Origin of the sequence: Herminiimonas aquatilis (genome assembly GCF_042665175.1) — a bacterium.
Lineage (GTDB): Bacteria > Pseudomonadota > Gammaproteobacteria > Burkholderiales > Burkholderiaceae_D > Oxalicibacterium > Oxalicibacterium aquatilis.
The window spans coordinates 18,925-31,002 of record NZ_JBHTCC010000001.1 but is presented as its reverse complement, the minus strand read 5'-3'; the positions used below and the strand labels follow the sequence as shown (position 1 = coordinate 31,002).

Sequence of the window (12,078 nt, the reverse complement as noted above, 5' to 3'; positions counted from 1 at the left end):
CCAAGCGACTTCCCGCGTACGCGCTGTAAAATACCGCCATGTCTACTATTCTCGCTATAGAAACTTCGTCGGAACTGGCTTCCGCAGCTCTGTTGCATGACGGTGTCATGACGTCAGCAGAGGCGACTGGTGTCGTTACGCATTCCCAAAGCATCTTGCCCATGGTGCAGAAGCTGCTTGCCGATGCGTATATCAAGCTGGCCGATTGCGATGCGATTGCGTTTGGCTCCGGCCCAGGTTCATTTACCGGTGTGCGTACCGCCTGCGGGATCGCACAAGGATTGGCCTACGGTGCGGATCTTCCGGTGTTGCCTACAGTGACATTACTGGCACTGGCGCAGGCTTGTCATGAAAAAAATGGTGCATGCGATGTATTGACCGTGCTGGATGCGCGCATGGGCGAAGTATATTGGGCGCAGTACAAATTTGATGGAGCGTGGCATATCGTTGTACCTCCGACTTTGTCAGCGCCGGGGGATGTGTTGCCAATGGGGGATGTCGTTGCATGTGGTAATGGATTGAATGCTTATGCTGCAGCATTTTCATCAAGATCTTTTTTTAGCACGGCGTTGAAAGATTGGGTGCCGCACGCGATCCACATTGCACATTTGGGTGCGATTGCCTTGGCTCAGGGATTGAGTGTGCCTGTTGCCGCTGCCGAACCTCTGTATTTGCGTAACAAAATTGCGCTGACGACGAACGAACGTCTTGCGAAGGTAGCTAAGGAGGCTGCATGAGTTCTGTGCAAAGTCCGATTCCGCCGTTGCCATCACCGCCACCGCGTACCCTGAAGTTGTATTTTTATCGAATGCAGTCGGCTGATATCAGCGATGTGCTGGCGATTGAAAATGACGTTTATCCGTTCCCGTGGACGCGTGGGAATTTTCTTGATTCCATCAACAGCGGCTATGAAACCTGGATACTTCGCGATGGGGCAGGCATATTGAATGGCTATTTCTTGTTGATGCCATCCGTTGATGATGCACATTTGCTAAACATCACGGTACAACGCGATTTGCAAGGTCAGGGGATAGGACTGTTATTGCTGAACAAGGCGAAGGCCATCATGCTTGAAAGAAAGTTGCCTGCGCTGATACTCGAAGTGCGTCCATCCAATACTCGTGCTGAAAAAATTTATGAACGTTATGGTTTTGCCCGCATCGGTATTCGCAAAGGATATTACCCGGCTCCGAATAATCAAAGGGAAGATGCAATAGTAATGAAGTTGGATTTATGAGTGATCAAAACCGGCGTGTGACATTCTTGACTGAAATGGGCTTGGGGCCGGTATGGTCGCAACGTAGTGCCGCAGCCCTGCTGCAAGCCGACGAAGAGGCGCTGGTCACGCAGCCTGCAACTCCCCCTATCGTACTGGCCGCCGAGGCCCGGATTGCCGAACCAACGTCATCGGCATGGGGGGATGCAGAGCCGGCAAAAATTATCGCACCGGTACAAGCTTTAGTGAAACCCGCGATGCCTGTCAACGATGTTGCGCACATGGAGTGGAACCAGCTGCAATCGATAGTATCGACTTGCACGCAATGCGATTTATGTAAAAGCCGCACTCAAACGGTATTTGGCGTTGGCGATCAAAAAGCCAGATGGTTGTTTGTCGGCGAAGGTCCGGGACGAAACGAGGATTTCCAGGGGGAGCCTTTCGTAGGTCCGGCTGGCAAGCTGCTGGACAATATGTTTGGCGCCATGGGGGTGAGGCGCGGTGAAAACACGTACATTGCCAATGTCGTGAAGTGCAGACCGACGGACTCGAATAAACGCGATCGAGCGCCCACTGGAGATGAGGTAAATGCGTGCCTACCTTATCTTGAGCGGCAAATTGCATTGATCAAGCCGACGGTCATCGTCGCCCTTGGAAAAACAGCGGCGCTGTCTTTGCTGAAGCTGGACCCGGCGACAACATTAAGCAAGTTGCGCGGGACCGTGCATCGCTATGCCGAGCTACCTGTCATCGTCACTTATCACCCGGCGTACTTGCTGCGCAGTCCAGCAGAAAAGAGTAAGACTTGGGCCGACTTGTGTCTGGCCATGCAAACCTATGCCAGCAGTGCAGTCGTTTAAATCTGCGGATAGTTTTCAATTTGAATTCCACCGGCGTTGTGGATATCTGAACGATCCTCACGTACGCGCGTTGGCGTGGTTATTGTTGGCGCCCGATCTGCTCGATACATACGCGCCACAATGGCATGGCAAGATCGCGACGATGCCAGTACAGATGCTGGAAGGTCTGGATGTCTGGTTGCAAAATCTAGATCGCCAGCCGGACGTCCTTCACAGCTATCTGGAGTTGCAACCCTTCGCGAGACTAGGTCGTTATGCCGAGAAGTTGATGGCTTTTTTCCTTGAGGGGCAGGACGTACTCTTTGCGCATGGGGTTCAAGTGCGAGCAGGGAAAAATAGCACGATAGGAGAATTCGATTTTCTGCTATGGATAAATGAAAAGCTAATCCATTGGGAATTCGCCACCAAATTCTATTTGCTCGAGTCCAGCGGTGCGGGCGACGATGCTGACTACTTTGTTGGCCCTAATCTTGCGGACACGCTGGGTGCAAAAATGTACAAGATACTTGACCGGCAATTACTTCTTTCCACACATCCCGCCGCACAAATCCACCTCCCCGAACCTGTTGACTGTGCGCAGGCGCTCGTCAAAGGCTGGCTGTTTTATCCGCACAATGAGCCACAACACTCCCCTTTGTTCGGCACATCAGTTGCGCATTGTCGCGGCTTCTGGTGTACGTTTTCCGAGACCGTGAATTTACGCGCCGAGCGCTACATTATCTTGCCGCGTTTGCAGTGGCTCGCACCAGCCAAATTGCCTGCGCAGCAGGCGATGGATAAGCAAGCATTACAGCGCCACCTGGCTGAATATTTCGTTGACGATACGATGCCCGTGCTGATTGCGTTACTTGAAGTAAATGGTGATGTGGCGACGGAGGTGCGACGCGGATTTATCGTGCCGGATGACTGGCGTACGCGTGCTGGACAAAGAGTGAAGCTGGCACATTCATCGACATAAAGGGCCACGAAGCAAGGCTAGAGACAATCTGGCTCATCAGTTGAAGATTAAATACGAAGATTAATGCTTGTGTTCGCCAATCAAGGATAGCGAATCATGTTCACGCTGATTGGCAGCATGGCGGCGCATGATCAGCAACATGATGCCGGAAACAGATAGTCCAAACAGTACGATGACAATGTTGATGTTCAAGTCGAGTTTGACCATCAGCGCATAGAGTAGCAACATCGTCAGCACCGACAGGTTTTCGTTGAAATTTTGCACGGCGATCGAATGACCTGCACTCATCAACACGTGGCCACGGTGTTGCAACAGAGCGTTCATCGGTACGACGAAATAACCGGACAGGGCACCGACCAATACCAGTAAAGGATAGGCCAGCCAGACCGAGTGCACCATGGTCATGACAATAACGACGATACCCATAATGACACCCAGAGGCATCACGGATAATGATTTCTTCAAGGGGACAAAGCGGGCCGCTGCGACAGCGCCGATGGCAACGCCAACGGCCACAACTCCTTGCAGGATGGCGGCTTTGTCCAGCGGCATGCCCAATGATTGACCCGCCCATTTCAAGACGATGAATTGCAGGGTCGCACCGGCTCCCCAGAACAGAGTCGTGACAGAAAGTGAAATCTGACCGAGCCTGTCTTTCCACAAGGTCGTAAAGCAGTGTGCGAAATCGCCGATCAATTTGATCGGGTTACGTTCCTGATGCGGATAGCGCGCACCGGTATCCGGGATTTTGAGATTGAACAGCGCGGCCAGCAGATAGACAACGGCGATGATGCACAGGGCGGTTTCCGCGGGTGTATCGATGCCGAAATTAAAGAATGGAAAATCGAAAGCAAGCAATTTTGCCGCGATGCCAGGATTGATCAATGCGCCACCCATCACGGTACCGAGAATGATGGACGAAACCGTAAGACCTTCGATCCAACCATTTGCAGCGACCAGTTTTTCCGGCGGTAGCAGTTCAGTCAAAATTCCGTACTTGGCGGGTGAATAAGCTGCCGCGCCAAAGCCGACTACTGCATACGCGATCAGTGGATGCACATCAAAGAACATCATGCCGCAACCGAAGATCTTGATCAGATTGGTCACGAACATGACGCGCCCCTTAGGCAGGGCATCTGCGAAAGCGCCAACAAATGCAGCCAGCAATACATAAGACAGGACGAAGAAAAGCTTCAGCAATGGAGTCATCCAATCGGGTGACTTCATTACTGTCAATAAAGCGATAGCCGCAATGAGGAGGGCGTTGTCGGCGAGCGATGAAAAAAACTGCGCCGCCATGATGGTGTAAAAACCGCGATTCATCCGTATTGATCTATTTGTCTATGTATCTCCGGTCTGCTTTATACCATGAAAATATGGAACTTCGATTGAAATGGCCGTCATTCAGTGGGATGCGTCCGGTAAAATAAGGCACTCTTCTTGAACCTGGCTTGTGATTTAACTTTCTTTACATTTGCGTATGCCTCGACCGCTCGTTGCCACTATTAACATTGCTGCTTTGCGACATAACCTTGGCGTCGCAAAACGTTGCGCGCCGAATTCCAAAGTCTTGGCAGTCGTAAAGGCAAATGCATACGGACATGGTCTTGAGCGAAGCATGCGCGGCTTCGCCGAGGCGGACGGTCTGGGCTTGATCGAAGTAGATAATGCAGCAAGGTTGCGGCAGCTCGGCTGGCAAAAACGCATCGTCTTGCTGGAAGGTTTTTTTGACACGTCTGACCTGGCAGCAATAATTGAGCATAGGCTGGATACGGTTGTGCATTGCATCGAGCAAATCGAGATGCTGGAAAGTACGCAACTGGGCGGTCGACTGAATGTGCATCTGAAAATCAATAGCGGCATGAATCGTTTGGGTTTTCTGCCATCGGCATGCAAGGCCGTTTATCAACGCCTGCACGCCATACCCGCTGTACAGGATATTTCCTTCCTCACGCATTTTGCCAATGCAGAAGATGCAAGCAATCCCAGAGTATCGCTGGCGCAGCAGGTACGGCGCTTTCACACTGCCGTGGAAGGTTTGCCCGGCGAGCGATGCCTGTCAAACTCTGCTGCTGATCTAATTCATCCTGAGTGCGCTGCGGATTGGGTTAGGCCAGGTGTGATGCTGTATGGCGGAACGCCGGCAAACACGACTGCTGAGACATTTGGTTTAAAGCCTGCCATGACCCTGCGCAGCGAAATCATCGGCATCCAGCATATCGTTGCCGGCGATGCTGTTGGTTATGGCAGCAGCTTTGTCGCCGACAAGGCAATGACGATTGGTGTAGTGGCATGCGGTTACGCTGATGGCTATCCGCGTCATGCTCCCACCGGTACGCCGATCGTGGTCGATGGCATTCGGACGCGGATGGTAGGGCGCGTATCGATGGACATGATTACTGTCGATCTGACGCCGATTGCCCATGCTCGTGTCGGCAGCAAAGTCGTGTTGTGGGGAAACGATCTGCCGATTGATGAAGTTGCGAACGCTGCGGGTACTGTCGGTTATGAATTGATGTGTGCGATCGCACCACGTGTACAGATTGCCGAAATCGATGTGCTTGAGAAACCTAACCACTCCATTTGAAATAGACCCTGATGGCAAAAGCCAAAACCAATTACACCTGTAGCGAATGTGGCGGTATTACCAATAAGTGGGGTGGTCAGTGCCCGGCTTGCGGCGCATGGAATACCCTGGTGGAAACTGTCGTGGAAACTGGGTCGAATCGTTTTTCGGTGCAACACCAGGGTTTGACGCAATCCGCGCCTGTATTGAGTCTGGCCGATATCGAGGCGACCGACGTACCGCGCTTTGGTACCGGTATCGAAGAGTTTGATCGTGTGCTTGGTGGTGGTCTGGTTGCGGGCGGAGTGGTGTTGATCGGTGGTGACCCGGGTATCGGCAAATCGACCCTGTTGCTGCAAGCGCTCGCGAATCTATCGAAGATCAAAAAAGTCTTGTACGTCAGCGGTGAAGAGTCGGGTGCACAGATTGCACTGCGCGCCAAGCGTCTTGCGGTTGATGCAAAAGATTTGAAGCTGCAAGCTGAAATTCAGCTGGAAAAAATTCTTAATACCTTGGCCGAACACAAGCCGGATGTTGCGGTTATCGATTCAATACAGACGGTGTATTCGGACGCGCTCAGTTCGGCCCCGGGTTCAGTTGCGCAAGTGCGCGAGTGCGCAGCGCAACTAACGCGGGTCGCCAAGCAGACCGGTATTACCATCATCATGGTCGGTCACGTCACCAAGGAAGGTGCATTGGCCGGGCCGCGCGTGCTGGAACATATCGTCGATACGGTTTTGTATTTCGAAGGGGATACACATTCCAGTTTTCGCTTGGTCCGCGCGATTAAAAATCGCTTTGGCGCAGTCAACGAATTGGGCGTATTCGCGATGACGGAAAAAGGATTGAAAGGTGTGTCCAATCCTTCCGCCTTATTCTTGTCCCAGCATGATAATCCTGTCCCCGGCGCTTGCGTGATGGTGACGCAAGAAGGAACGAGGCCATTGCTGGTAGAAATTCAGGCCCTGGTGGATACCTCGCATTTGCCGAATGCGCGCCGATTATCAGTCGGGCTTGAGCAAAATCGGTTGGCGATGCTGTTGGCGGTCATGCACCGGCATGCCGGCGTCGCCGCCTTCGATCAGGATGTTTTCATCAATGCGGTTGGTGGTGTCAAAATTACTGAACCTGCGGCCGATCTTGCGGTATTGCTGGCGATTCATTCTTCGATGCGCAGTAAACCTTTGCCACGCGGTTTGGTCGTGTTTGGTGAAGTAGGACTGGCTGGTGAAATTCGTCCGGCACCGCGTGGTCAGGAACGTTTGCGCGAAGCGGCCAAGCTGGGATTTTCGCTAGCCTTGATTCCCAAGTCGAATGCACCCAAACAAAAGATAGAAGGCTTAACCATCATCGCGGTCGAACGGATTGATGAAGCATTGAATCGTGTGCGGGAATATGAATGAAAGCAAAAGGCCGGTTTGGCCAAGTTGCTTATTCAGACTGACATGAGGTTTTCATTCAAAAGCTTTGCCGCTTTGATACCGCTGCGTATGGCGGATTCCAGCGTGGCCGGATAGTCGCTGGCCAGATAGTCGCCCGCTAAAACAAGACCCGGCAGCCCGGTATGTTCTTGCGGACGTTGCAAGGCGGGAGTGCAGGAAAACGTCGCCCGTTTTTCGGTAATAACCCGCCTCCATTCCGGCGTCGCCAAATGTGGCATTTGCAGAGCGTCGGCAAGTTGTTTTGCAATTGCTGCTGACAACGCCTCATGTCCCAACGCAATCGCTTCTGTTGATGCGCTAACCACTACCGCAAACAAACCGCTTTGCGTGGCGTCCAGTTGACCTCTATCAAATACAAATTGTCCCCAGCATTGTGCTTCGGGATCATCATTTAACGCATAAAACGGAATATCAAGCTTTGTGGCGGATGGATATTGCAAATAGCAAGTGGTGATTGGTTCGTATTCAAAAGCAGGGATATCTGCCGCCATGGCTGGATCGGTCAGCAAAGAGCCAGCCTGGCTTGCCGAGGTGGCGACGACAATCGCGTCGTACATCTCGCTTTCTGCTTTATCTTGCGTGAGGCGCCAGCCATCGCCGCTCCTGACAATTGTTTTAATCGTCGTGCCGAGTTTGATTGCGCCACCATATTGCTGAATCAACGCGGCGGCTTGTTGCGGAAACAAGCTGCTCAAATCCACACGAGGAATCAACATGTCGGATGCGGCCCGTCGCGCGCCTAGGCTATCGCGCAGCACATTCAGAAAAATTTGTGCGGAAGCGCGTTCTGGTGGCGTGTTGAGTGCAGCAATGCATAACGGTCGCCACATCAACTTGATCAGACGTTCGGTTTGGTCAAAGCGTTGCAATAATTCGCTGACGCTGCAGTCGGTATTCAAACGCCAATCCATCCAGCGAGCGGCTGAAGAGAAGCGAGCGAGAGCCATTTTGTCAGCGCCAACAAGGCCTTTGCTGCGCAACAAGGCGGCGATCAAATGGAAAGGAGCGGGAAGTCGTGGTGCCACAAAATCCATTCCGTCGGAATTTCCTGGATAGCGCATTTGCAAAGGCAGGCGCAGCAAGGCTTTGTCAGCATCGACACCCACGCGTTGCAACATGCGCAAGGTTTCTGAATATGCACCCAGCAGAATATGCTGTCCGTTATCCAGCAGTTGGCCGTTGATATCGACCGCGCGTGCGCGACCGCCTAATGTCCGCGACGATTCATACAGTGTGATGTTATGGCCGGCTGTCGCCAGTTCGACCGCCGCTGCGCATCCTGCCCAACCGGCACCGATGACAGCGATGGATTTGCTCATGATTTGTTCATATCAAGCAGGGCGCGCTATACATAAGCCGCATCAACCGCGGACATAGGTGATCCATGCGAGCCAGAGCTTGCGTATCGGTGTGAGCGAAATACGCTGGTTCAAAACGTGGAAGCCGTCACGTTCCACTTCATTCAGAACAGCGCGGTAAATCGCCGCCATGATCAATCCTGGACGTTGTGCCCGACGGTCTTCTTTCGGCAACAAGGCGAATGCCTCGTCATAATATTTTTGTGCACGCGCTGCCTGGAACTGCATCAGCTTTTCAAAATTTTCACTGTGGCGCGCGTTCAAAATATCGGCAGCGGTGACGTTGAATTGCTGCAGCTCGTTGACCGGCAGGTAGATACGGCCTTTGCGGGCGTCTTCACCGACGTCGCGAATGATATTGGTGAGTTGAAATGCGAGTCCCAGTTTTTCCGCATATTCCAGCGTTTGCGGATGAGTGACGCCGAAAATCTTGGCGGACAAAATGCCGACAACGCTGGCGACGTGCCAGCAGTATTTCTGCAGACCGGGGAAATCGAGATAGCGCGTTTGATCAAGATCCATTTCCATGCCATCGATGATCGCCAGCAAATGTTGTGTATCCAGTGAAAAGGTCGCCAGATGAGGTTGCAGCGCTTTCGCAACCGGATGCGTTGGCGTGCCTGATGTCATCGCGGCCACCTCGGAACGCCACCAGCTCAACTTGGTGCGCGCAATTCCGACATCGGTACATTCATCAACGGTGTCATCGACCTCGCGGCAGAATGCATACAGCGCAGTAATGGCGAGTCGGCGATCCGCCTTCAGAAAAAGGAAGCTGTAGTAAAAGCTGGAACCGCTCTGAGCGGCTTTTTGTTGGCAGTAATCGTCGGGTGACATAAAAGTAGGGCAAGTAGAGCAGGTAGAGCGCTTGGCGCTGATGAAGCCGCTATGCTAGCCGACTAAGGCAATCGGGACAAATAATGTCGCTGTCTTGTGTCTGATTCTTTTGATGGGAATACAACGCTGCGTACAAAATGGTTGTACTAATTGTTTTATCTTGACGGCCCTGCCGTTGAATTCACTTTCATTGTGATCGCGCGCCAAACCAGTAGCAGCCAATCGCTTTTACCTAGTTTGGGACGCTGTTGAAAGACGTCGTAATCGACGGCCTCTATACCCTCGAGAATCCGCAGGCCACCTTGGACGACCAGGCGCAATTCCCAGCCGATACGGCCCGGCAAGCGTAATGCCAAGGGTGCGCCTGAAAGCAGCATGCTGCGGGCGCGGGCCACTTCAAATTGCATCAGCTTGCACCAAGCATCGTCAGGCCGCTGGCTTGTGATGTGGTCTTCATTCACCAAAAATTTCTGCATGTCATCCAGTGGTATGTAAATACGCGCTTTTTGTATGTCGACAGCAACGTCTTGCCAGAAATTGATTAACTGTAGCGCCGAGCAGATGGCATCGGAATCGCGCAGGTTTTTTTCAGTCGCGGCACCGTAAAGATGAAGCATGAGGGTGCCGACCGGATTGGCTGAGCGACGGCAGTAATCGAGTAGCACTGAAAAATCGGCATAACGTGTCGTGACCACATCCTGTTTGAAGGCTGATAGCAAGTCGCGAAAGGGTTGCAAGGGTAATCGATATTCAGTAATCACCTTTTCCAAGTCGCGAAATAAGGCGTCGCTGGGTATAACTGCCGCCGCGATCTGGTCCAGACCATTCTCATATGCAGCAAGCGCTGCAAGGCGTTCATCCGCGTCTGCATCGCCTTCATCTGCAAGGTCGTCGGCGCTACGGGCAAAGGCATAAATGATTTCGACCGCAGGACGTAATCGTGCAGGCAGCAAAATTGAGGCGACAGGAAAATTTTCGTAGTGATCGACAGCCATGGATGGAGTAATTCAATGCGCGTAGAGATGATCTGCTCGTAAATCCATGCCAACGAAGCAGGAGGCCAGCCCGCATAGTAAATGAAAATGCGTGTCTTACAGGCAAATATGCGTTGCAACAATTCTCATGTATTTTGTTGGCGATAGACATCTGGAATTGCCTTTAAACAAGGGCAGAACGCCTTTCGGGTATGGGCTAATCAAGACAATGACGTAGGCAAACTGTCAAAATCTGCGCAGGTGCTGCAAAATCCAGTAAAATCCCGGGTTGAAGTTGAACGGCCGATACAAAAGGCAGTGCAGGGCGACCCACAGTTTCACTTCCAGGTCGCCCTTTGCTTTTGTATTTGCGCACTTAGTGCACATTCCCGCGAGGATGGCGAAATTGGTAGACGCACCAGGTTTAGGTCCTGACGCCAGCAATGGTGTGGGGGTTCGAGTCCCCCTCCTCGCACCACAGAATTCTTATTTATTTGGACGATTCACATGGCAACTGCAGTCGAAACTCTGGACAAACTTGAACGCCGTATCACGATCACCGTGCCAATGGCTGATGTACAAGCGGAAGTTGAAAAACGTCTGAAGGTCCGTGCTCGCACGGTCAAGGCGCCAGGCTTCCGTGCCGGTAAAGTACCGATGAAAATGGTCGCGCAACAATATGGCTACCAAATCGAAAACGAAGTGCTGAACGACAAAGTCGGCCAGGCATTCGGCGAAGCAACCAGCGAAAACAAGCTGCGGGTCGCTGGTTATCCAAAAATTGAAGCCAAGAACGACGACGTCGCTGAAGGCACATTGGCTTTCAACGCAACATTCGAAGTTTACCCAGAAATCAAGGTAGGCGATCTGGCTACAGCAGAAATCGAAAAGACAACTGTTGAAGTCAGCGACGCTGAAATCGATAAAACCATCGATATCCTGCGCAAGCAACGTGTGCATTACCACGTCAAAGGCGAGCAAAGCGCACACGGCGACGGCGGTTCGGATTTGACCGCTAAAAACGGCGATCGCGTAACCATCGATTTCGTTGGCACTATCGACGGCGTTGAATTTCAAGGCGGCAAAGCAGAAGGCTACGCATTTGTTTTGGGCGAAGGCCGCATGCTGGCTGAATTCGAAGCCGGCACCATCGGCTTGAAAGTCGGCGAGTCCAAAACTTTCCCATTGTCGTTCCCAGCCGATTACCACGGTGCAGATGTAGCCGGCAAAACCGCCGAGTTCACGATCACCCTGAAGCAAATCGAATGGGCGCACATGCCAGAAGTCGATGCAGAATTTGCAAAATCGCTGGGTATCGAAGACGGCGATCTGACCAAAATGCGTGCAGACGTCAAACAAAATCTGGAACGTGAAGTCAGCAATCGCGTAAAAGCGCGTACCAAAGACAGCGTCATGGATGCATTGATCAAGATCAGCGAATTCGATGTGCCTAAAGTGCTGATCGATCAAGAAACCCAGCGTTTGATGGAATCGACGCGTCAAGACATGACACAGCGCGGCATGAAAGTCAGCGACTTGCCTTTCCCTGCTGAATTGTTCACCGAGCAAGCAGAGCGTCGCGTACGTTTGGGCTTGATCCTGGCCGAAGTCGTTAAAGCGAACGACCTGCAAGCAAAACCAGAACAAGTCAAAGCGCAAGTTGAAGAGTTCGCACAGAGCTACGAAGACCCAACTCAGGTTCTGAAGTATTATTTCAGCGACCGTAATCGTTTGGGCGAAGTAGAAGCTCTTGTATTGGAAGAAAACGTCGTCAATTACGTGTTGGGTAAATCCAAAGTAACCGACAAGTCGGTTGCGTTCGATGAATTGATGGGCAATAACGCACAAGGCTAATCGCTTTGTGCGC

Annotated in this window: 11 protein-coding genes and 1 tRNA gene; 8 read left to right on the top strand and 4 right to left on the bottom strand. The window is 52.1% G+C overall.

The annotated features are described in order from the left end of the window. Positions 1 to 38: 38 nt before the first annotated feature. The 4 genes from tsaB to ACFQO0_RS00120 are packed head-to-tail and all read left to right on the top strand — an operon-like array spanning position 39 to position 3,034. Entirely contained in the window at positions 39 to 737 is a 699-nt protein-coding gene (gene tsaB, locus ACFQO0_RS00135; RefSeq protein WP_382231884.1) for a tRNA (adenosine(37)-N6)-threonylcarbamoyltransferase complex dimerization subunit type 1 TsaB, read from the top strand. Next, a complete protein-coding gene (rimI, locus tag ACFQO0_RS00130) occupies positions 734 to 1,237 on the top strand; it encodes a ribosomal protein S18-alanine N-acetyltransferase (protein WP_382231882.1) in 504 nt (167 codons plus the stop codon). The genes tsaB and rimI overlap by 4 nt, the downstream gene beginning before the upstream one ends. Next, complete coding sequence (locus ACFQO0_RS00125; RefSeq protein WP_382231880.1) at positions 1,234 to 2,076, top strand: uracil-DNA glycosylase; 843 nt, start codon at positions 1,234 to 1,236, stop codon at positions 2,074 to 2,076. Before rimI ends, ACFQO0_RS00125 begins: the two co-directional genes overlap by 4 nt. Further along, positions 2,054 to 3,034 carry a DUF1853 family protein gene (locus tag ACFQO0_RS00120; protein WP_382231878.1) on the top strand — a complete coding sequence of 327 codons (981 nt, stop codon included), beginning with the start codon at positions 2,054 to 2,056 and terminating at the stop codon, positions 3,032 to 3,034. The genes ACFQO0_RS00125 and ACFQO0_RS00120 overlap by 23 nt, the downstream gene beginning before the upstream one ends. A gap of 60 nt (positions 3,035 to 3,094) precedes the next feature. On the opposite strand, the gene lplT is transcribed toward ACFQO0_RS00120, so the two are convergent. Beyond that, positions 3,095 to 4,357 (bottom strand): lysophospholipid transporter LplT, encoded by a 1,263-nt coding sequence (gene lplT / locus ACFQO0_RS00115; protein WP_382231876.1) that lies wholly within the window; start codon positions 4,355 to 4,357, stop codon positions 3,095 to 3,097. Positions 4,358 to 4,514: 157 nt separating this feature from the next. On the opposite strand from lplT, the gene alr reads away from it, so the two are divergent. After that, complete coding sequence (alr, locus tag ACFQO0_RS00110) at positions 4,515 to 5,621, top strand: alanine racemase (protein ID WP_382231874.1); 1,107 nt, start codon at positions 4,515 to 4,517, stop codon at positions 5,619 to 5,621. 11 nt (positions 5,622 to 5,632) lie between these two features. Beyond that, a complete protein-coding gene (radA, locus tag ACFQO0_RS00105) occupies positions 5,633 to 7,003 on the top strand; it encodes a DNA repair protein RadA (RefSeq protein WP_382231873.1) in 1,371 nt (456 codons plus the stop codon). 32 nt (positions 7,004 to 7,035) lie between these two features. Here the strand turns inward: radA and hpnE are convergent, their stop codons facing one another. The 3 genes from hpnE to hpnC form a co-directional block, all read right to left on the bottom strand. Continuing rightward, the gene (hpnE, locus tag ACFQO0_RS00100; protein WP_382231871.1) at positions 7,036 to 8,361 is read right to left on the bottom strand and encodes a hydroxysqualene dehydroxylase HpnE; all 1,326 of its coding nucleotides are present in this window, start codon (positions 8,359 to 8,361) and stop codon (positions 7,036 to 7,038) included. A gap of 42 nt (positions 8,362 to 8,403) precedes the next feature. Then, a complete protein-coding gene (gene hpnD / locus ACFQO0_RS00095; protein WP_382231869.1) occupies positions 8,404 to 9,237 on the bottom strand; it encodes a presqualene diphosphate synthase HpnD in 834 nt (277 codons plus the stop codon). Between the two features lie 155 nt (positions 9,238 to 9,392). Beyond that, positions 9,393 to 10,232, bottom strand: a complete 840-nt coding sequence (hpnC, locus tag ACFQO0_RS00090; protein ID WP_382231867.1) for a squalene synthase HpnC — start codon at positions 10,230 to 10,232, stop codon at positions 9,393 to 9,395. 370 nt (positions 10,233 to 10,602) lie between these two features. Here hpnC and ACFQO0_RS00085 point away from each other — a divergent pair. Together ACFQO0_RS00085 and tig are read left to right on the top strand one after the other, a co-directional pair. Continuing rightward, a tRNA-Leu gene (locus ACFQO0_RS00085) sits at positions 10,603 to 10,689 on the top strand. Between the two features lie 29 nt (positions 10,690 to 10,718). Further along, on the top strand, positions 10,719 to 12,065 hold the full coding sequence (gene tig / locus ACFQO0_RS00080; protein WP_382231865.1) for a trigger factor: 1,347 nt from the start codon (positions 10,719 to 10,721) through the stop codon (positions 12,063 to 12,065). Positions 12,066 to 12,078 lie beyond the last annotated feature (13 nt).

Coding starts and splice junctions, on each gene's coding strand:
- ACFQO0_RS00125 (WP_382231880.1), top strand. CDS start 1,234: ATGAGTGATCAAAACCGGCGTGTGACATTCTTGACTGAAATGGGCTTG.
- ACFQO0_RS00120 (WP_382231878.1), top strand. CDS start 2,054: ATGCCAGCAGTGCAGTCGTTTAAATCTGCGGATAGTTTTCAATTTGAA.
- tig (WP_382231865.1), top strand. CDS start 10,719: ATGGCAACTGCAGTCGAAACTCTGGACAAACTTGAACGCCGTATCACG.
- alr (WP_382231874.1), top strand. CDS start 4,515: ATGCCTCGACCGCTCGTTGCCACTATTAACATTGCTGCTTTGCGACAT.
- radA (WP_382231873.1), top strand. CDS start 5,633: ATGGCAAAAGCCAAAACCAATTACACCTGTAGCGAATGTGGCGGTATT.
- tsaB (WP_382231884.1), top strand. CDS start 39: ATGTCTACTATTCTCGCTATAGAAACTTCGTCGGAACTGGCTTCCGCA.
- hpnC (WP_382231867.1), bottom strand. CDS start 10,232: ATGGCTGTCGATCACTACGAAAATTTTCCTGTCGCCTCAATTTTGCTG.
- hpnE (WP_382231871.1), bottom strand. CDS start 8,361: ATGAGCAAATCCATCGCTGTCATCGGTGCCGGTTGGGCAGGATGCGCA.
- lplT (WP_382231876.1), bottom strand. CDS start 4,357: ATGAATCGCGGTTTTTACACCATCATGGCGGCGCAGTTTTTTTCATCG.
- hpnD (WP_382231869.1), bottom strand. CDS start 9,237: ATGTCACCCGACGATTACTGCCAACAAAAAGCCGCTCAGAGCGGTTCC.
- rimI (WP_382231882.1), top strand. CDS start 734: ATGAGTTCTGTGCAAAGTCCGATTCCGCCGTTGCCATCACCGCCACCG.